Genomic DNA, 17,380 nt, shown 5'->3' with positions numbered 1-17,380 from the left:
TCCACCGATCGATCGACGCAATTGAATCACCTCGAATCATACTGAGTACAGGTATTTATTTCTACCCGCACGCAGTTTGGTAAAGAGCGTAACTTTCATCGCAGGGTAAAAATAGGGGTAAAAGTGTCATGTCTAAACACCCCTAACCACCCTTTGATTGTCAATAAGACAAACGAAAAAGGCTCCAACAAAGTCGTAAAACCTTGCCGAAACCTTTTTCTGGTGCTGTTTTTTCCTAAATCGGAACGAGAGGATTTGAACCTCCGACCCCTACTACCCCAAAGTAGTGCGCTACCAAGCTGCGCTACGTCCCGATGCAGTTAATCATCATAGCAAGTATCGCTCGATTGCGCAAGTCTAAATTAGAGAGTAGCTGGTAGGATGATTTTGCGTTCGCATATTAGAGATCGAGGGCAGTTATGAAGTTAACTCAGATCGTTCCGAGGGGTCGCACATTGACTGAGTATCAGGTAATGTGCGACCCCTCAGATGCGGACTAGACTCAGAGAATTTTCGGGTGCGGGGATTTAAGGTGCAAATTCAACAGGTAGATGATGAGTTTCAACAAGGTGACGATCGGACGATCGAGATCGATCGAATTAATAGCGGTCGATCGAATTTAATTCAACCGACCGCTATTTCTAGTTAGGAGTCCAAATTAGTTGTGTCGAGAGCGAATAATACTCCGAGAAGTATTATTCAATCGGTGGTTGAGGCGACGTTGTTCGTATTTAGTAAGTTTACCGCCGCTGCGAATAGCACGTAGCCTTGCGGCTTCGATATTATCGATTCGTCGATCGAGATGACGGTATTCGCGGGGTGAAATCGAACCATTGCGGACACCTCGATAGATCCGCTGCTCCTGACGATCGATTCGATCTTGGATCGGCCCAGCCTGGGCGGCTAGTGGCGCAAAGATGACCGCAGTAGCTACAATAATGCCAAATAACTTGTTCACGATCGAACTCCCTTGATGTATTGGTCTTCTGGATACTTAGACAAGCAAGTCTCGATCGAGGTTCAATCTAAGAGTAAGTTTTTCGGAGATTGAGGGTGAGAGCCGATTGCCAAGCTGAGTAGGTGGATATTTAGATCGCTAGTGCTAGGAATACTCTCGATCGGATCGCACCAAACAGCCGTAAAATAAAGATCGATATACTTTACAAATCGCAATATTCGTCAAATCATGGCAAAAGTACAACCGACCGTCCAACCCAAATTAGTCGTGACGAGATTTGGGTTCAATCGATTTGCAGAGCAATTGAATGGTAGAGCGGCAATGGTTGGCTTTGCAGCTCTAATTATCATTGAATACGTAACGAACCAAAATCCGCTGGCTTGGCTGGGATTGGGCATCAATTAGAAAACAGATCGAAATGTCACCCTTAGATCTGGGCATATTAAGATCGCAACTTCAGTGCATTGACTAATCTCTAGTCAGGGGCGATCTATTACCCAGCCTAAGATTGTAGAATAGGATTACAGACCGTTCGCTGTTTGTGGCTGCATCATCTCGGAATCCTAGTCTGATTACCTACTAAATGAACGCGATATTTCCCACCGTCTTGAAAAGACTATACCGCAAAGAACCAATATCAAGCTTTATCATCATTGTTGGTGCAGTTGATGCTGTCCTCGGTGGCGTAAATGAGCTGGGCACATTAATGATTTTGGGTTTGCTCACTTCTGGAGTAGCCATTGGCTACCGCTGGTGGTGTATCCAGCAAGCAGAAAGTAGATCGGATGCGCCGAATCTACACCGACGCAAATCCAAGCAATTATCGCTACCCCCTAGCTCTTACAGATCGCCACTACCCGATCTAGATACTCGTCGCCGTCCGCCATTGTAAATGGTTGGAGATCGAGTTAAATCGCTCGCCATTGAGGCAGTACCAACGATCGTTACCAACTCACCTTGACCCTCTAAATTTACATTAAGGATAGCGATCGTCGTGAGTAATAATATCTGTTGGACTGCCGAAGCTGAGGCAAAACTCAAAGAAATTCCCTTTTTTGTGCGACCTGCGGCACGCAATAAAATCGAAAAATTTGCCCAGGAACAGGGTAAACTCGAAATTAGTATCGAGGTGTACGAACATGTCAAGCAACAATTTAGAGCTAAAAAATAAATAGCGGTTGCTAATCTATCCAGTCAGAGAACGATCGTCAAAAACTACTCTGAGTAAAACAGTTTATCTGTTAATCTAGATCTGAAACGATTGTAAGTAAATCTCTCTTCACTATGTCGATCGCATTTAGTAAATATCAAGGCTTGGGTAACGATTTTATCCTCATCGATAATCGTCATAGCGATATTCCCGTTATCGAGCCAGAAGCAGCAATTATTTGGTGCGATCGCCATTTTGGCATCGGTGGAGATGGTGTGATTTTTGTCTTACCAGGACAAAATGGTGCTGATTATACCATGCGGATTTTTAATTCCGATGGTTCGGAGCCAGAGATGTGCGGTAATGGCATTCGCTGTATGGCAAAATTCATCGCCGATTTAGAAGGCAAAGTCGATACGGCTGTTACTTACAGAATTCATACTCTGGCTGGTATCATTACCCCTAAAGTATTGCTTGACGGACAAGTCGAAGTCGATATGGGCGAGCCGCGCTTGCTTGCTGCGGAAATTCCTACGACTTTGAGTGCTGCTGAGGATAAAGTAATCGATCGATCGATTGAAGTCGATGATAAAACTTGGACGGTTACTTGCGTTAGCATGGGCAATCCACATTGTATGACTTTTGTCGAAGATGCTAACAGTATTCCCTTAGAAACGATCGGGCCAAAATTCGAGCATCATCCCGCTTTTCCCCAACGCACGAATACTGAATTCGTCCAAGTCATTCGCCCCGATTATCTCAAAATGCGCGTCTGGGAGCGCGGTGCGGGTATCACTCTCGCCTGCGGTACGGGTGCTTGTGCCACTGTCGTTGCAGGCGTTCTGACTGGTAAATGCGATCGCCGTTGTACGGTAGAATTACCTGGCGGCTGCCTCCAAATCGAATGGTCGCAAGCCGATAACCGCGTGTATATGACTGGGCCTGCTGAGTTAGTATTTAAAGGAGAATCGGCCCAAGCATAACCCCATCAATCATCGCTAATTTGCTACTTCAAATCGATCGGATCTGCTATACTCCACCCAATTTCACCCGCCCGCTATTGACAGATATCTCATTTGCATTGGCGGCGGGGGAGATTATTACTGTAACTGGAATTACTGGAGCGGGTAAAAGTACCTTGTTACGGCTGCTAAATCGCCTCAGCGAGCTAACTAGCGGGCAGATTTTGTTAAATGGTGAAGACTATCGATCGATCGTCCCGATGGCCTTAAGAAGGCGCGTAATGTTGGTAAGTCAAGAACCGAAACTTTTAGGGATGAAAGTAAGAGATGCGTTAGCTTATCCATTGCAGTTACAGTCTCTAGCTGACTTAGAAATCAAACAGCGAATCGTCACGATAACCGAACAACTTGAGATTCCGACAGAATGGTTCGATCGCACGGAATTACAACTTTCTGCTGGACAAAAACAAATTATTGCGATCGCCAGAGGCTTAATTACTCAATCGCAAATCTTATTACTCGACGAGCCGATTGCTAATTTAGATTTTACCACTGCCGAAAAATTACTGACCGCGATCGTCAATATTACCAAAGCCCAGCAAATGGGGACGATAATAGTCAATCATCAGTTAGAATTAGCCGCCCAATTTAGCGATCGATTGCTCTATTTACAAGATGGTAAATTATTACTCGATAAATTAAGTAGCTCTGTCGATTGGCAAAATCTTCAACAGCAGATTCGCGCGGCAGAAACTGAGTCGATGGCAGAATGGGAGTAGTTATGAGCAAGAGGATGTCTCCAGATTCGATTAAAGGGATTTTTCGATCGCGTCCATCGAGATATACAGTTGGTTTCGACTTAGTAAGTTGTTTAATGTCGATCGCTAACCGCTGCTAACAGTTATCGATCTAGATATAGCCCTGGTCTTTCGAGATCGGGGCTATTTCGATTCTATGGAACGATATTTACTCTTGGGCAAACATTTCTAGTAAAGCCTCTACTAAGGCTTTCTGTTCGGCTGGTCTAATGGTTCCCAACTGTTTGACTAAACGAGTCTTGGATACCGATCGAATGTGGTCTAGAGCGACAAATCCCTCTTTGCCATCAAAATTAACTGGAATTCTACTGGGATACTGTTTACCGCTGGTAGTCATTGGAGCTACAATAACCGTCGCCAGATTAGCGTTCATCTCATTGGGTGAAACGATCGTACACGGTCGAGTTTTTTGGATTTCACTACCAACTGTTGGATCGAGCGCGACCAAGAATACATCGAACCTTTCCGTTACCATACCCACTCCGTTTCGTCCCAATTATCGGTAACGGCTAGTGGTTCTAGTTCGTCCCCGTCGATAACCATCTGGGCGAAAGCCTCACTCCAGCCAACTCGTGCTTTTGATGCTGCTGTGATGACAATTTGATTGTCTCTGACTTCAATCTCGATATTCTCTTTAATCCCACTTTGTTCGAGCATTGTTTTGGGAATTCTAATCCCTTGCGAGTTTCCCACCTGAACTATTCGGCTTTTAATTGCTTTACTCATAATTTATGGTTCTAGTGTTGGATACATTGTACCCAAGATCGCGAACACCTGCTAACAATTCCATCTCGATATACATACAGAAACACGAAAACCCCGCTTATGCGAGGTTTCGATGAGAGGCAGCACCCAGATTTGAACTGGGGGATGGAGGTTTTGCAGACCTCTGCCTTACCACTTGGCTATGCTGCCGTAAGTCCAGATTGTTATTATACCAAGTTTTGGTTGCAAGGCAAGCGATCGACCTAAAATTGGGGGTAGATCGCTATGCTGGATCGATCGAGCATTCTACAGAGTGCAAAATGCCCGATCTCGCGAGTTAGTCTAGATTTCGGCTGCGGCGCGTTCGATGAGGCGTCGAGCTAGTGTCTGAGTTCCGGTGTGGGCGTAATAATTGGTGCTCACATCCAAAAAGGCACCGAGATAATCGAGCTTATCATCGGTGATGTCTACAAAGTTGCGGAGATTGCCGACGACGCTTTCTGGGGTCAAACCGCGAGAGTTTACAAAGTCGCTCATCCAACCGCTGACGGAGCTAAAGCTCTCGGTAATGAATCCCAATTTTCCGCCAGTATCGCCGCCAGGAACCTGGTCTTTGATACTTTTGAAGGTTTGGTTGCCGTCTAGCTCTCCAGGACTCATGCCGCCCATTTTATCCATTACCATGCTGATAAAATCTGGCCCTAGGGGAATCAGGCCATCAAAACAAATCAATGCTGTCATCCGCATCAGCGATTCACCACCGTAATCGCCTAAAGCCGCCAAGAAATCGCCCACACTATCGCCAGGAATGCCATTAATCTGACAAAAAGCGACGATTTCGGCAACTAGTTTGACACTTAAGTCGATCGTTTGGGCGGTTTCGGCTTTGGGGGTAATATTACCCAAAAAGCCCAACAGCGAAACCTTTTCACCGAGCTTATTGGCTAAGGCTGCCGCACCGAGGGCACTAGAGCCAGAATCTACAGTATTGTAGAGCCACATGGCAGTTTGATAGCCTTCGCCTTTGTCATTGTACAGAGCAACAGCACGTTCGCCGATCGCTTGAATGTAATCGGGATCGTCAGTGCCAGTTACTACTTTGATGGTGTTATCGAAGCCGACAAGATTTTGCCATTGTCCGGGAATGACAAAATCTAGGGCATTCAAGGACATGACGGTTAAACCTCCGGTGGGCAACTCGTCTACTAGTTCAAAAATTGCTTTGCTCACAGATGACTCCTACAGATAATACAATTGTTAATCGACTAACCCAAGTTGCTAGTTACAGTTTTTTAGTGTGGAGAAGGGAAAGGGGAAGGGGGTTCATAGCCACAAGCGAAGGCATTTATCCTTTATCCTTTACCCAATTCCTAACTCTCGATCTAACTAGCAACTTAAATGACTACTTGAGTGAAGATAATCCACCGAGGTTAAATTTTTGGAGCCAGAGTTGACGATCTTCTGATGTAAATGAAGGATCGCGAGAAGCTACTTTAACTTGGTAACGGTTATTGACTAATACCGAAGTGCTCTTGAGCTTGGTATCATCTATCAGTGGATAGTTATTCAGCTTGCTGATACTATTTTCGTATTTCTTAGCTGCTGCGGGTAAACTAATCGTGTCGCTGATTGAGAGTACGGCGACGTTTTTACCATCTTTGTTGAGTTTGGCTTCAGCAAAGCCTTTCTTCTCTTGGGAGAATACTCGGGAGTAGCCACTGGCACCTTGAGGGAAAAATTTATTGAAGTCACCACCAGCTTCCGCCTTTTTGGCAACTGCGGCGGGTGCGTTGCGACCCGAAGTCTCTTTTTGAGTTGCGGCGTACTTGGAAGGTTCTTTACTCGAACAGCCTGTAAAGATTAAAACTACCGATAACACGAGTGGCAAAAATGCCTTACGCCAATTAGAAACAATCATAGTCCAATTTATTGAGTTGAACTCTTCTATTGTCGCTTACGATCTCGGGGATTGTGGTAGGAAAACCGATCCCAAAAGAGCGGATAGCATATAGGCTATCGGGTTGACAGCGAAAATTTGTTAACAATTGAGTCGATTTATGACAGATTTCGATCGAATGGAGCGTCTTTAAATCTGACAGCTATACTGCTTTTTTCCGTATAATTCGATCGGAGCTACTCTTTTTTTCTTCTTCTCAAACCTATGGATATTTTTCCAGCGATCGATCTTTTGGATGGTAAATGCGTGCGGCTGTATCAGGGCGATTATGACAAGTCGCAGGTATTTAATGACAACCCGGCAGATATGGCTCGCGATTGGCTCGAACAGGGTGCTACCAAGCTACATTTGGTTGATTTAGATGGTGCCAAAGCCGGACATCCGGTCAATCTGTCGGCGATCGCCAGTATTGTAGAAGTAGTCAAGAATATAACCGATCGGCAAATTCAAATCCAAGTTGGTGGCGGACTGCGCGATGCTGCGAGCGTGGGAGAATTATTGAAATTAGGTGTCGATCGGGCTATTCTTGGAACTGTAGCCGTCGAGCAACCTCAATTAGTGGCAGATTTATGCCAGCAACATCCGCGTCAAATTGTCGTCGGTATCGATGCGCGCGATGGCAAAGTTGCCACCAAAGGCTGGTTAGAGACTTCGGCAGTATCGGCCACCGAGCTGGCTAGTCGGATGGCGGCGATGGGTGTAGCGGCGATTATTTATACCGATATCCACCGCGACGGTACGCTCGCAGGCCCCAATTTGGAAGCCCTGCGAGAGTTAGCTAGCGGGATAGAAATTCCCGTCATTGCATCGGGTGGAGTCAGTAGCGTGAGAGATTTACTCAACCTGTTGTCGCTGACAACGCTCGGCGTCACAGGTGTAATTGTCGGTCGCGCACTCTATACGGGGGAAGTCAGCCTCACCGAAGCAATTCGTGCTGTGGGTGAAGGTCGATGGCAAGATGTGCCACCAGATTTGGGTTCGACTAATTTTGCTTAGAGTTAGAAATCACGCGGTGCAGCAGTACCACCAATTCAGTGACTTGTTGACGGCTGAAGTTTTGCAAAATGCCTTGAGCTGCGCCGCGAACGTCCACGGGAATCGTAATTTGTGCCGCTGCTGGAGTCGTGGCGACAGCAGGTGTCGGCGCGACTGGAGCCACGGTGGCAACTGCTTGCTGGAGCTGTGCTGAGGCGGTAATCTCGCTATCGCGACCTGCGGCGAGTAAATCGCCAGCTTGTTTGATCTCACGAATGACGAGGGGAGCTACCGCATTATAAGTATTATGGGGATTGGAGATCGCTTGAGTGGTAGTTTGAACTAAAGCTTGCCAATTAGCTGCATTTGGTTCGATCGCGGCTAAAGATTGTGCGACACTAACTAATTGTTGGCGATTGGCTGGGTTGTCGCCTTGCTTAAATAAGGCCAACATTTGCTGAAGGGTCGTCGTCACAGTTGCCACGACATTAACAGGTGGAGCCATCACCGCTGTATTACCCACCGCCATCTCTTTAGGTACCGCAACGGCAGGTGCTTCTTTGGTTGTATCTTGAGTATGAATATTTAGCATCTCTTCGAGATACTCTTGCAACTCTACAAAATTCGCCGCCGAGCCAGATAAAATACTATCGACAACTTCTGGCCGCAAGCTTAACGTTGGCGAGTTGGCTAGTTCTTCAACTAATGCTTTAAGTGCATCGTAACCTTTAAGAAACAAACCTTCCAATCGGCGATCGATCGGCACGGGATGATCGCGTAAAATCTTGAAACAATCTTCTAATTTGTGGGCAGTTGCTTGAATGCCAGTAAAACCAAGCATGGCGGCTCCACCTTTAATCGAGTGAGCGGCTCGAAACATTTCATTGACCCGTTCTGCATCGGAGATAACTTCTGCTAAGTCTAATAATCCCTGTTCTACTGTCTCTAGATGTTCCTGTGCTTCTTCAATGAAGTAGTGCACGATCTGCTGCTTGTTATCGTCCATTTTCCTGTTCCTAAACAGATATTTTTATAACTCAATTCGAGAAAAGCTACGCTCGACCTTTTAATAAGTGGCTGAATAATAACCTGAATTGAGTGAGTCAAATTTTAGTTGCTATTGCTACGATCGCATCCAGTATCCAGAAATACCGATAAATAAGCTAATGAGCTGTTTTTACGGATATTTTCAAGACCTAAATGCACGATCGGGCAGATAAAATTCTGAATAATGATTTACTACATTTTGATAGAAGTAATCGTATCGATCTTATTTTACCCACATTACTCGATCGAGATATCAACCTGCGACTACTAATGTTAGTAAAGCTCGATCTAACTAGCCAAACAGCTACAGTGTGGCCTATACGGGAAGAGAATCGCTGTAATCATATTTTAGGGCCTTAAAGATGAAGATAAACATGCCACAAATACTATCGCCAAATCGACACTAATCTTCGGCCATCTGAGTACGCAATTCTAGATGACATTGCGCCAACACAGATGTCGCGATGGCTATCGGCACGCTACGCGAACGCACGGAGCTATACATGTGGATAGAATTATAATTCCCACAAATATAGAAAAACGATCGATTGTCGATCTCGATTCCGCTCTCGCGGACGCTATGCGATCGGGCGATCGCGGTTTCGCTGGTATCGATGAGGAAGGGTAAAGTATAATGCAAATAGACTAAGAAGCCCGCCATTTCTCTTTACTCATCCCGCACGGAAATCTCACCCGACGCGCTCCTGACATGAACTTTGCTCTTCAATATCCCATTTTCGGCCCAGAGATTCAGTGTCCCCATTGTCGGCAAACGATTCCCGCTCTGACACTTACCGATACTTATTTGTGCTCTCGACATGGGGCGTTTGAGGCAAATCCGCACACGGGTGAATTGGTACACCTTCAATCCAGCCGACATTGGTGTCTGTGGGATGGTGAATGGTACCGCCAACACACTCACCCCGATGGCATCCGCTTTGAGATTCATGACGCTTTAGATAAGCTCTATACCCAAGGTTTTCGCGCGACTAAGGTGATTATTGCCGAACGCTATCGCGAATTAATCGGTAGCTATCTTGTCGGCGAAACTTCCGGTAGAGATCGACATCATTCTTGGACTGGCGCAACCGAACAACCCGTTCTTCCCCGTTTATTCGGCCTACCCGTCGAGTTTAGCCCCGCCGCCACCACCGAACCCTGTTGGAAGGTAATTAATTTCGATCTCGAAAAGGAACCAGGTATTCCGATTCAGTATCCGTATTTTCGGATCTCTCCCTGAGGGGAGGAGCGGGGAGCGGGGAAAGCAAGAAAGAAAATTGTCGAATAATATAAATGTCGTAGTCAGATTGCTTCAAACTAGGCAATCTAAACATGTGCGTTCGTCTTAACTCTAACTCTCCCCGCTCCCCGCTGTCTTGATGCGCTAACCCGTCTGGAAACCAGACGAGCGCGCATCGCTCCCCGCTCCCCGCCCCCCGCTCTCTATGCTGCACCACATTTCGATCCGCACGGCAGATATTCATCGATCGATCGCTTTTTACGAATGCCTGGGATTTACAATTAGCGATCGATTCACGACTGGCTACACTCTGGCTTGCTGGATGACTGGAATGAGCGGACGTATCGAACTGATCCAAATTCCCGAACCTAAGCCAGCTCCAGATGCTTTTGGCGACGAGCACTATGTGGGGTATTATCATCTATCTTTCGATCTGACAGAGCTAGCTCCTAATTTGAGTAGCTGGCTGACTAATTTCGAGACAACTTTACAAACCGCCTCACTGCCAGCACCGCAGATTTTACTCGCGCCGACTCAGCAAGTTATCGGCGAGAATGTCTACGAAGTGGCTTTTATTAAGGATCCTGACGGTCTCCCCTTAGAATTAATTTATCGCCAAAAATAGCAATAAAATTGGCTAGTGTAAACTAATATTAAGATATGACGTCAAAGAGTTTTGCCAGCTTGACAGTGAAAATGGAAACAATTAAAGTGGATACATACCCGGGTAAAGCAGTTGAGAATCGTATGGAAGACAAGCAAAAGGTCACTTTGTACCTGCCGCCACAACTACATCGTCAGTTGAAGATTCGATCGGCTGTAGACGCTGATTCAATGTCCAACATCGTAGAAAAAGCCGTGGAATTTTATCTCAACCATTCCGAAGTGGTCGATGGGGTCGAGTTACATGGTTCGACGCACCAAGTTTATAACTGTCCTGAATGCGAACATCCGGTCGTGATTAGAGATGGTGAAATGGTTGCCCTGGGACAAGATCCAGGCATCCTAACCGAAGAGCGATCGATACGAACGGGCGAGGTAGGAGTATCTCCTCACTCTCAAACACAGCAAGATCTCGCGATCGTCGTTTAGAAATAGCTTATGTTTCATGGCTGGATAAATGCTTCTGTTACTACAGTATTGGAAGTAGATCGAAGCTAGTCTAGTGTAGTCACCATCTTTCGAGGACAGATAGTCATGCAAGAAGAGCTAAACATTCTCATCCAAGCTCAATACCCTCTCATCTATCTCGTCACGGCAGAGGAAGATCGTGCTGAAAAAGAAATCGCCAAGATTTCACAGATGAAGCACGAACCCCGCAAGCTATACGTGTGGACGTTGACTCATGGGATGGTGGAGTACGGACAAGCTAGAACGACCCAGCACAACACGATCTCGCCAGAAGCGGCAATCGAGTGGACGACCAGACATAAGGATCCAGCAATCTTTATCTTTAAGGATTTGCATCCCTTTAAAGATTCGGCTGCGGTAACTCGCTGGTTACGCGACGCTATTGCTGGATTCCAAGGTACGCAGAAAGTTATCGTGCTGATGTCACCAGTTCAGCAAATTCCGATCGAATTGGAAAAAGAAGTCGTAGTTCTCGATTTCGCATTACCCGATCTGCCTGCACTCGACAGGGTTCTGACACAACAATTAGACCGAACTCGGCAAAATCGTCTGTCTAATGAAGGCAAAGAGAAGTTACTCAAAGCTTCACTAGGTTTGACTAAAGATGAAGCTGAAAAAGTCTACCGCAAAGCTTATGTCAAGCGCGGCAAAATTACCGAAGCCGAAGTTGACATCATCTTATCGGAGAAAAAGCAACTGATCCGCCGCAATGGCATCCTCGAATTTATTGAAGAAGATGAAACCATCGACTCTGTAGGTGGATTGGAGGAACTCAAAGGCTGGCTGGTGCAACGTTCTGGTGCCTTCACCGAACGGGCGCGGACTTACGGACTGCCTCAACCGAAAGGGATGCTAATTTTGGGCATACCAGGTTGTGGGAAGTCGCTAATCGCCAAAACTACCTCTCGACTGTGGGGTCTACCCTTGCTGAGATTGGACATGGGTCGAGTTTACGACGGCTCAACAGTCGGACGTTCTGAAGCTAACCTACGCGGCGCGCTCAAGACAGCCGAATCGATATCTCCCGCGATCTTGTTTATCGACGAACTCGATAAAGCGTTTGCTGGGACGGCAGGTTCTGGCGACTCCGATGGCGGTACTTCCAGCCGGATTTTCGGATCTTTCCTGACTTGGATGCAGGAAAAAACATCACCCATCTTCGTGATGGCCACAGCCAACCGTGTCGAACGGCTACCTGGTGAGTTCTTACGCAAAGGCCGATTTGATGAAATCTTCTTTGTAGACTTACCGATTCAGTCCGAACGCGAAGCTGTATTCAGAATTCACTTAAGTAAGCGCAACCGAGACCTCGATCGTTTCGACCTACCGCAACTAGCTAAAGTTGCCGATGGATTCTCGGGTGCTGAAATAGAACAAGCTTTAATCGCCGCGATGTATGATGCTTTCGCTCAAAACCGAGAGTTCACGCAATTAGACATCATCGCTGCCATTAAAGCTACTCTGCCCCTCTCGCGGACAATGACAGAGCAGGTAACTGCTTTGCGAGATTGGGCAAGACAGCGAGCGCGTCCCGCCGCTGCCTCAGTCGCTGAATATCACCGACTGGAGTTTTAAAAAGCTTGCTCCGCAATGCGGAGTCAAGGTGCTAGTCAGCTCGATATGGGGAACCATAAACATATCGAAACTAGCAAGGAGACCGAAAGCGATCGAATGACAAGATCGATCGCTCGTCAGAACAGTTCAAGTTGTCGTTTCGCCTAACTCACTTTTATTGGAGGAAACCGATATGTCTCACTTTAGCACTCTCCGTACCAAAATCACCGACGCAGAAATCCTCAAAACTTCCCTGCGCGACCTTGGCATCAACGTCAAGACCGAAACAGACCTACGTGGTTACCAAGGTCAACGCGTCCGCGCTGATATCGTCGCTATCTTGGAAGGCGAGTACGATCTAGGTTGGTCTCGCAATGCTGATGGTTCTTTCGACTTAATCGCCGATCTTTGGGGCGTTGCCAAAAAGCACAACCAAACTGAGTTAATTAACTCGATCAACCAAAAGTACGCAGTTAACAAAACTCTCTCTGAAGTTCAACAACGTGGTGGTCTACAAAACGCCAATGTTACTCTGGTTCTTCAATAATAGGCGAAGTTTTGTTAGTACCCAAACCCATGGGTCGATCCTAATTTAGGATCGACCCATTTTTGTTGTTGGTACTGTTATGGGATACAGGAATACTAGTGCCTATTGATAGCCCTTGTTTTTGGGTATTTTAAGATGATGGGATAGGGGAGGATCGAGCGTGACTGAGGAAAAATTAGAAGAAATAATTGAGAAGGGGAGGATCTATGGATATAGAGTACTAAGGTTGAAATATAATCAAATCACCAGTTTGCCAGAAAGTATTGGTTCTCTAGCTAACCTCAAGAGTCTATATCTATGGGAAAATCAACTTACCAGTTTACCAGAGAGTATTAGCAATCTCACTAATTTAAGTATTTTAGACCTAAGTTACAATCAATTTAGTTATGTACCAGATAGTGTCTGTAATCTTGCTAATTTAAGCAGTTTAAATTTAACTGGAAATCAAATTACTAATCTCCCTTTAAGTATTGTTAATCTCTCTAGCTTGACTGAATTACAGCTAGATAAAAATCCTATAACCGATCTATCGATTCTACACAACTTACCAAAGCTAGTGGATGTTCTATTTTTTGGTACTTGGTTTCCTCGCCAATATTGGACAAAATTGAGTGAATGGAAATCTGAGTGGATATTAGAGGAAGAGAATATCACAATTAAAAACGTATTAATTCAGCAGATTGGCTATGAAAGAATTTGCCGTGAATTAAATGCTATGGAATTAGATAATTGGCGAGAATATACGTTGCTTGAAATTGATGATATCGATCGAGTTTATGTTCGACAGATTGCAGAACCAATCATCTTACTCAAGATGACCTGTCCATCGACGAATCATATTCATGTCTTGCGCGTACCGCCGACAATGACAAGTGCCGAGGAAGCCATTACCTGGATAAATCATGGCATTCATCCTGACGAGTTGGCAGTACAAACCTAATCTCGGACGTGGTATTATTTGGTCGATCGAAATGAACGATATAATAGTACCTATTCCTCGATCGTCGGTTCGTAGCAGTTTTATGACTCTTCAAAATCTAGAACCACAATTACTTGCTTTAACAGCAACCGAGAAAGCACAAGCAATGCAAATATTAGCTCAAAGCTTGGGCAATCCTTGGCGGGGAATTGAAAAAACTCCAGGGGTATGCGGCGGAGATGCTTGCATTGCTAGAACCCGCATTCCGGTATGGGTATTAGTTAATGCTCGCAGCATTGGTATTAGTGAAGCTCAACTATTGAAAGATTATCCCACCCTATCGGCAACTGACTTAACTAATGCGTGGGTTTATGCGACGGCTCATCCAGAGGAGATTGCTACAACGATTCGGGAGAATGAAGAAGCTTAATGGCTCGCTTGTCCGCTACAAACATTGTTCCATTAAGGTAATTAATGCCATGGCGACAGAGGCTCGATCCTGAGTATTTACGGCCACGATCGGCGGTTGTTTGGTACTGTTGTGATAACCTAATGCTAAAGCGATGTCTTCAGGACGCCAAGCACCTTCACAGTCATTGTGGGTAATACCAATTATCATCGGAATCTGGGCGTGCTGATTCATAAAATTGAGAATCCGCCGTGCGTAATGAAACTCACTCGGTCGATGTGCGGCAATTAACAGCACGTAAGCATGAGCGCGTTCGATTAAAATTTCCCACATAAAATCGAACCGCACCTGACTGGGAGTGCCATAGATATGGATTGCCATTTCCTCATCAAATTGTAATGTCTCAAAATCGATCGAGGCAGTGGTATCTTGGGGGAAGAATGCTTCATCGCCAGTATTATGCTTATCGGGAGCCGCAACTTGCATCTCGCTCGCCGAAAGGATAAAAGTGCTTTTACCCGCACCGAGAGTGCCTGTGACGACTAAGTTCATGATTTCCATACTCAACCTTTTTGCTGCTTCAGAAAGCCGATTAACTTACTTACAAATGCAGTAGATATTTGAATATTTGGATTGCCGCCCCCAACGCAAACAGGCTTTACTATTTCAATTGGTGGCGATGGCTTTACAGCTACTTCATGAGTTAGTCCAATCGAGCAGAGTCGAAAGCCAATTTGGCGAACTTTATCTATTTCTAAGTTTAGCTGTGCGGCAATTTCCAGTACGGACATTTCTCCCAGAGCTAGTTGCCAAACTAACTGTTCGTCATTTTCTAGGCTCGAACCTTGCAATTCTGAAGAAGCTCTTTGTAATCTAGATTCGGGAGCGGGCAATTTATTAGTTAGTCTACTCCAATCTTTCAAGCCCCGTAGTCCCAACAAAACTGCGTTTCTAGCCGATAAACTCAGCCCGGTCATTTCCGGATAATTTAATTCGGCATGGGGGTCGAATCTAAATTTACCTTCGGAGATTTCAAATATTTTAGCGAGTTGTGAGAGTACTTGAATATCGAAAAGTAATCTCAATCGATCGACACTAATTATTTCCCAGACTTTCAGTTGTAGACCCCATGGAATTGTTAAGCCACTCAACTTTTTTTTTAATTCTTTGATTTGCTCTAATGGAATCCATTGTCGCTCTAATACCATGGCGAGCAAATCTTGATTTTCATATTCCAATCCATAAAAGATAGACATGACTCGTCCACCTTGAAATGATACGTAATAGCAAGGTATCTCTAACGTTGAGTCTTGGGCAACCTTAGAAGCATCGATCGAGCCATCCCTTGGTTCGATCGACAGTACGCCATTCTTCTTACCTTCTTGGATGAGATTGAAAATTTCGGCTAGTGAATATTGTGATAAATATCCATGTGCAAGCATTTGCATGTTCAATATCTAAAATATCGATCTTCAAACAGTAAAATATACTAAAATAAATAAATATGTGTGGCTCGAATAATGTAGAATTAAATCTAGCTCGATCGAATGAGCTATTAAGTTTGATTTTGCTGTCAACCAAACTTAGTAATTTATCGTCGATACAATTAGATCTAAGATCGAAATTTAGCTTAATGCAACTTTAATTTCACTTACAGCACGTTTGATTTCTAGCATTAATAGCCCTTGCTTTGCCGATTTACTAGCCAACACCAACAATACTGCATCGTCTCCACATCCCATCAGGATCCCATATCCATTTTCACCCTCGACCAGAATTCTATCTACGTTACCGCGCGATAATTCTTTACCAATTCTTTCTCCTAATGAAAGCATTGCCGCACACATCGCCGAAGTCCGCTCCTCATCCATCGTACCGGGTAAGGTTGATGCTAAAGGTAATCCATCTGGAGACACTAATGCTGCGCCTTGAACATCAGCAGTTCCTGAAACAAAGTTCTGTAAAATTCCATCGATATTGCTGATGCTCATATTTGCCTCAATTTAATTACTGTAGTGAGATCTATTAGTCTGAGAAGATCGGCGTGTATTAGGTGAGTGTCGTGTATTCAAACACGTCATTAGTTCCACCTCGCAGCACGGATTCAGTATGAGTACCGCGTAATTTTTTACCAGTAATTTCACTCAATGCACCCCACACCGCACCCAGAGTAAAAGTACATTTTCGATCGGAACCTTGAGGTTCGCCAGCAGAACAGATAGTTTCCGAACAATAGACTTTGATAACATCTCCTTGGGCGACAATTTTCTCGATCGCCGCTAAGTGAGTACCATTAGCCCCAATCGCTTCATTTAACTTATCAGCAATGAGATCTAAGTCTTGACTAGCACCAGACAAACCTAATTCTTTAGCCAAGTTTTTACCGCGTTGGCGACCAGCAGCAATCAAGGCGATTGATGTCGCTTTTTCGCCCAGAGCTTCTTCCATACCAGTAATTACTGCCTTAAAGCAAACAATACTACTGAATTGACCCAATGTTGGTCGGGAGGTAAGTGGATTTGACATAATTTACGATCGAGAACGCTCTAAAAATCATAAAGCACTTCTATATTATAGTAAGTATTATTGGAAAATCTAAGTATAAAAAGTCACTGATAATATTTGCAGCGATCGACCTCAGATCCGATCGAGATTATTGCAACTAAAGTTAACAATCGACTTCCGGACTGGATGTTAGAACCGATTATAAGTCTCGATGGGTAAATGGTTTGGCATTCTCACCTGTATAGGTAGCGGCGATATGTCCGTCGCCGCTGAGTTGATATTTATAAGTTACCAATCCTTCTAAGCCAACTGGCCCGCGCGGGGGCATTTTTTGGGTACTGATGCCGACTTCCGCTCCGAAGCCGTATCGAAAACCATCAGAAAATCGGGTCGAACAATTGTGAAAGACATTCGCCGCATCGACTCGATCGATAAATACTTTAGCAGTGTTGGCATTTTCGGTGACGATGCTATCGGTATGTCGCGAACCGTAGGTATTAATA

Annotated in this window: 25 protein-coding genes, 2 tRNA genes and 1 pseudogene; 14 read left to right on the top strand and 14 right to left on the bottom strand. The window is 45.1% G+C overall.

Going from position 1 to position 17,380, the window contains the following annotated elements:
• Nucleotides 1-240 precede the first annotated feature (240 nt).
• A tRNA-Pro gene (locus C7B77_RS07835) sits at nucleotides 241-314 on the bottom strand.
• Nucleotides 315-475: 161 nt separating this feature from the next.
• On the opposite strand from C7B77_RS07835, the gene C7B77_RS29750 reads away from it, so the two are divergent.
• Nucleotides 476-649 (top strand): hypothetical protein, encoded by a 174-nt coding sequence (locus tag C7B77_RS29750; protein ID WP_181243758.1) that lies wholly within the window; start codon nucleotides 476-478, stop codon nucleotides 647-649.
• Nucleotides 650-658: 9 nt separating this feature from the next.
• Here C7B77_RS29750 and C7B77_RS07830 read toward each other — a convergent pair whose 3' ends face one another.
• Complete coding sequence (locus C7B77_RS07830) at nucleotides 659-958, bottom strand: hypothetical protein (protein WP_106302438.1); 300 nt, start codon at nucleotides 956-958, stop codon at nucleotides 659-661.
• A 228-nt stretch (nucleotides 959-1,186) separates the two neighbouring features.
• On the opposite strand from C7B77_RS07830, the gene C7B77_RS29745 reads away from it, so the two are divergent.
• From C7B77_RS29745 to C7B77_RS07810, 5 genes are all read left to right on the top strand, one after another.
• On the top strand, nucleotides 1,187-1,363 hold the full coding sequence (locus C7B77_RS29745) for a hypothetical protein (RefSeq protein WP_181243757.1): 177 nt from the start codon (nucleotides 1,187-1,189) through the stop codon (nucleotides 1,361-1,363).
• A 178-nt stretch (nucleotides 1,364-1,541) separates the two neighbouring features.
• Entirely contained in the window at nucleotides 1,542-1,850 is a 309-nt protein-coding gene (locus C7B77_RS07825; protein ID WP_106302435.1) for a hypothetical protein, read from the top strand.
• Between the two features lie 102 nt (nucleotides 1,851-1,952).
• On the top strand, nucleotides 1,953-2,129 hold the full coding sequence (locus tag C7B77_RS07820; protein WP_106302433.1) for a PCP reductase family protein: 177 nt from the start codon (nucleotides 1,953-1,955) through the stop codon (nucleotides 2,127-2,129).
• Between the two features lie 113 nt (nucleotides 2,130-2,242).
• The gene (gene dapF / locus C7B77_RS07815) at nucleotides 2,243-3,091 is read left to right on the top strand and encodes a diaminopimelate epimerase (RefSeq protein ID WP_106302430.1); all 849 of its coding nucleotides are present in this window, start codon (nucleotides 2,243-2,245) and stop codon (nucleotides 3,089-3,091) included.
• A gap of 20 nt (nucleotides 3,092-3,111) precedes the next feature.
• Entirely contained in the window at nucleotides 3,112-3,849 is a 738-nt protein-coding gene (locus C7B77_RS07810) for an ABC transporter ATP-binding protein (protein ID WP_106302427.1), read from the top strand.
• 187 nt (nucleotides 3,850-4,036) lie between these two features.
• Here the strand turns inward: C7B77_RS07810 and C7B77_RS07805 are convergent, their stop codons facing one another.
• From C7B77_RS07805 to C7B77_RS07785, 5 genes are all read right to left on the bottom strand, one after another.
• A complete protein-coding gene (locus C7B77_RS07805) occupies nucleotides 4,037-4,363 on the bottom strand; it encodes a type II toxin-antitoxin system PemK/MazF family toxin (protein WP_181243756.1) in 327 nt (108 codons plus the stop codon).
• Nucleotides 4,357-4,614, bottom strand: coding sequence for an AbrB/MazE/SpoVT family DNA-binding domain-containing protein (locus C7B77_RS07800; RefSeq protein ID WP_106302421.1), 258 nt, complete (start codon nucleotides 4,612-4,614; stop codon nucleotides 4,357-4,359). The genes C7B77_RS07805 and C7B77_RS07800 overlap by 7 nt, the downstream gene beginning before the upstream one ends.
• A gap of 117 nt (nucleotides 4,615-4,731) precedes the next feature.
• Nucleotides 4,732-4,803 (bottom strand) — tRNA-Cys (locus C7B77_RS07795).
• A 132-nt stretch (nucleotides 4,804-4,935) separates the two neighbouring features.
• Entirely contained in the window at nucleotides 4,936-5,823 is an 888-nt protein-coding gene (locus C7B77_RS07790) for a hypothetical protein (RefSeq protein ID WP_106302418.1), read from the bottom strand.
• Between the two features lie 172 nt (nucleotides 5,824-5,995).
• The gene (locus C7B77_RS07785; RefSeq protein ID WP_181243755.1) at nucleotides 5,996-6,511 is read right to left on the bottom strand and encodes a hypothetical protein; all 516 of its coding nucleotides are present in this window, start codon (nucleotides 6,509-6,511) and stop codon (nucleotides 5,996-5,998) included.
• Between the two features lie 243 nt (nucleotides 6,512-6,754).
• Here C7B77_RS07785 and hisA point away from each other — a divergent pair, with 243 nt between their 5' ends.
• On the top strand, nucleotides 6,755-7,546 hold the full coding sequence (gene hisA, locus C7B77_RS07780) for a 1-(5-phosphoribosyl)-5-[(5-phosphoribosylamino)methylideneamino]imidazole-4-carboxamide isomerase (protein WP_106302415.1): 792 nt from the start codon (nucleotides 6,755-6,757) through the stop codon (nucleotides 7,544-7,546).
• On the opposite strand, the gene C7B77_RS07775 is transcribed toward hisA, so the two are convergent.
• Together C7B77_RS07775 and C7B77_RS07765 are read right to left on the bottom strand one after the other, a co-directional pair.
• Nucleotides 7,533-8,531, bottom strand: a complete 999-nt coding sequence (locus C7B77_RS07775) for an Hpt domain-containing protein (protein ID WP_106302412.1) — start codon at nucleotides 8,529-8,531, stop codon at nucleotides 7,533-7,535. The two genes, hisA and C7B77_RS07775, sit on opposite strands and share 14 nt — an antisense overlap.
• 444 nt (nucleotides 8,532-8,975) lie before the next feature.
• Entirely contained in the window at nucleotides 8,976-9,233 is a 258-nt protein-coding gene (locus C7B77_RS07765; protein WP_106302406.1) for a hypothetical protein, read from the bottom strand.
• 48 nt (nucleotides 9,234-9,281) lie between these two features.
• Here C7B77_RS07765 and C7B77_RS07760 point away from each other — a divergent pair, with 48 nt between their 5' ends.
• The 7 genes from C7B77_RS07760 (at nucleotide 9,282) to C7B77_RS07730 (ending at nucleotide 14,393) form a co-directional block, all read left to right on the top strand.
• A complete protein-coding gene (locus C7B77_RS07760; protein ID WP_106302403.1) occupies nucleotides 9,282-9,812 on the top strand; it encodes a TIGR02652 family protein in 531 nt (176 codons plus the stop codon).
• Nucleotides 9,813-10,020: 208 nt separating this feature from the next.
• Nucleotides 10,021-10,437: a VOC family protein gene (locus C7B77_RS07755; protein ID WP_106302447.1), complete on the top strand. Its 417-nt coding sequence runs from the start codon at nucleotides 10,021-10,023 to the stop codon at nucleotides 10,435-10,437.
• Nucleotides 10,438-10,472: 35 nt separating this feature from the next.
• Nucleotides 10,473-10,904: a slr0373 family blue light stress response protein gene (locus tag C7B77_RS07750; protein ID WP_245894110.1), complete on the top strand. Its 432-nt coding sequence runs from the start codon at nucleotides 10,473-10,475 to the stop codon at nucleotides 10,902-10,904.
• A gap of 105 nt (nucleotides 10,905-11,009) precedes the next feature.
• Complete coding sequence (gene ycf46 / locus C7B77_RS07745; protein WP_106302400.1) at nucleotides 11,010-12,518, top strand: stress-responsive protein Ycf46; 1,509 nt, start codon at nucleotides 11,010-11,012, stop codon at nucleotides 12,516-12,518.
• Nucleotides 12,519-12,690: 172 nt separating this feature from the next.
• Nucleotides 12,691-13,044 carry a DUF1257 domain-containing protein gene (locus C7B77_RS07740; RefSeq protein ID WP_015161237.1) on the top strand — a complete coding sequence of 118 codons (354 nt, stop codon included), beginning with the start codon at nucleotides 12,691-12,693 and terminating at the stop codon, nucleotides 13,042-13,044.
• 226 nt (nucleotides 13,045-13,270) lie between these two features.
• On the top strand, nucleotides 13,271-13,984 hold the full coding sequence (locus C7B77_RS31855; protein WP_181243754.1) for a leucine-rich repeat domain-containing protein: 714 nt from the start codon (nucleotides 13,271-13,273) through the stop codon (nucleotides 13,982-13,984).
• Between the two features lie 82 nt (nucleotides 13,985-14,066).
• A complete protein-coding gene (locus C7B77_RS07730) occupies nucleotides 14,067-14,393 on the top strand; it encodes a DUF433 domain-containing protein (protein ID WP_106302394.1) in 327 nt (108 codons plus the stop codon).
• Between the two features lie 15 nt (nucleotides 14,394-14,408).
• Here the strand turns inward: C7B77_RS07730 and C7B77_RS07725 are convergent, their stop codons facing one another.
• The 5 genes and pseudogenes from C7B77_RS07725 to C7B77_RS07705 form a co-directional block, all read right to left on the bottom strand.
• Nucleotides 14,409-14,933, bottom strand: a complete 525-nt coding sequence (locus tag C7B77_RS07725; protein WP_106302391.1) for a GTP-binding protein — start codon at nucleotides 14,931-14,933, stop codon at nucleotides 14,409-14,411.
• 2 nt (nucleotides 14,934-14,935) lie between these two features.
• The gene (locus C7B77_RS07720; protein ID WP_245894107.1) at nucleotides 14,936-15,820 is read right to left on the bottom strand and encodes a DUF4388 domain-containing protein; all 885 of its coding nucleotides are present in this window, start codon (nucleotides 15,818-15,820) and stop codon (nucleotides 14,936-14,938) included.
• A 177-nt stretch (nucleotides 15,821-15,997) separates the two neighbouring features.
• Nucleotides 15,998-16,363 carry a roadblock/LC7 domain-containing protein gene (locus C7B77_RS07715; protein ID WP_106302388.1) on the bottom strand — a complete coding sequence of 122 codons (366 nt, stop codon included), beginning with the start codon at nucleotides 16,361-16,363 and terminating at the stop codon, nucleotides 15,998-16,000.
• A 58-nt stretch (nucleotides 16,364-16,421) separates the two neighbouring features.
• Nucleotides 16,422-16,898, bottom strand: coding sequence for a hydrocarbon-binding protein (locus C7B77_RS07710; protein WP_106302385.1), 477 nt, complete (start codon nucleotides 16,896-16,898; stop codon nucleotides 16,422-16,424).
• A 178-nt stretch (nucleotides 16,899-17,076) separates the two neighbouring features.
• Nucleotides 17,077-17,380, bottom strand: a pseudogene (locus C7B77_RS07705) (glutamate-5-semialdehyde dehydrogenase); the annotation flags it as partial.

Origin of the sequence: Chamaesiphon polymorphus CCALA 037 (assembly GCF_003003845.1) — a bacterium.
In the GTDB taxonomy this organism is placed as follows: Bacteria; Cyanobacteriota; Cyanobacteriia; order Cyanobacteriales; family Chamaesiphonaceae; genus Chamaesiphon; species Chamaesiphon polymorphus.
Note: the sequence above shows the minus strand (reverse complement) of the source record. Positions and strands in the feature narration are given on the sequence as shown.

Excerpts from the sequence above, each read along its gene's own strand:
- C7B77_RS29745 (WP_181243757.1), top strand. The coding sequence starts at position 1,187 with ATGGCAAAAGTACAACCGACCGTCCAACCCAAATTAGTCGTGACGAGA.
- C7B77_RS07825 (WP_106302435.1), top strand. The coding sequence starts at position 1,542 with ATGAACGCGATATTTCCCACCGTCTTGAAAAGACTATACCGCAAAGAA.
- dapF (WP_106302430.1), top strand. The coding sequence starts at position 2,243 with ATGTCGATCGCATTTAGTAAATATCAAGGCTTGGGTAACGATTTTATC.
- C7B77_RS07805 (WP_181243756.1), bottom strand. The coding sequence starts at position 4,363 with ATGGTAACGGAAAGGTTCGATGTATTCTTGGTCGCGCTCGATCCAACA.
- C7B77_RS07800 (WP_106302421.1), bottom strand. The coding sequence starts at position 4,614 with ATGAGTAAAGCAATTAAAAGCCGAATAGTTCAGGTGGGAAACTCGCAA.
- C7B77_RS07785 (WP_181243755.1), bottom strand. The coding sequence starts at position 6,511 with ATGATTGTTTCTAATTGGCGTAAGGCATTTTTGCCACTCGTGTTATCG.
- hisA (WP_106302415.1), top strand. The coding sequence starts at position 6,755 with ATGGATATTTTTCCAGCGATCGATCTTTTGGATGGTAAATGCGTGCGG.
- C7B77_RS07775 (WP_106302412.1), bottom strand. The coding sequence starts at position 8,531 with ATGGACGATAACAAGCAGCAGATCGTGCACTACTTCATTGAAGAAGCA.
- C7B77_RS07765 (WP_106302406.1), bottom strand. The coding sequence starts at position 9,233 with ATGGCGGGCTTCTTAGTCTATTTGCATTATACTTTACCCTTCCTCATC.
- C7B77_RS07760 (WP_106302403.1), top strand. The coding sequence starts at position 9,282 with ATGAACTTTGCTCTTCAATATCCCATTTTCGGCCCAGAGATTCAGTGT.
- C7B77_RS07750 (WP_245894110.1), top strand. The coding sequence starts at position 10,473 with ATGACGTCAAAGAGTTTTGCCAGCTTGACAGTGAAAATGGAAACAATT.
- ycf46 (WP_106302400.1), top strand. The coding sequence starts at position 11,010 with ATGCAAGAAGAGCTAAACATTCTCATCCAAGCTCAATACCCTCTCATC.
- C7B77_RS07740 (WP_015161237.1), top strand. The coding sequence starts at position 12,691 with ATGTCTCACTTTAGCACTCTCCGTACCAAAATCACCGACGCAGAAATC.
- C7B77_RS07730 (WP_106302394.1), top strand. The coding sequence starts at position 14,067 with ATGACTCTTCAAAATCTAGAACCACAATTACTTGCTTTAACAGCAACC.
- C7B77_RS07725 (WP_106302391.1), bottom strand. The coding sequence starts at position 14,933 with ATGGAAATCATGAACTTAGTCGTCACAGGCACTCTCGGTGCGGGTAAA.
- C7B77_RS07720 (WP_245894107.1), bottom strand. The coding sequence starts at position 15,820 with ATGCAAATGCTTGCACATGGATATTTATCACAATATTCACTAGCCGAA.
- C7B77_RS07715 (WP_106302388.1), bottom strand. The coding sequence starts at position 16,363 with ATGAGCATCAGCAATATCGATGGAATTTTACAGAACTTTGTTTCAGGA.
- C7B77_RS07710 (WP_106302385.1), bottom strand. The coding sequence starts at position 16,898 with ATGTCAAATCCACTTACCTCCCGACCAACATTGGGTCAATTCAGTAGT.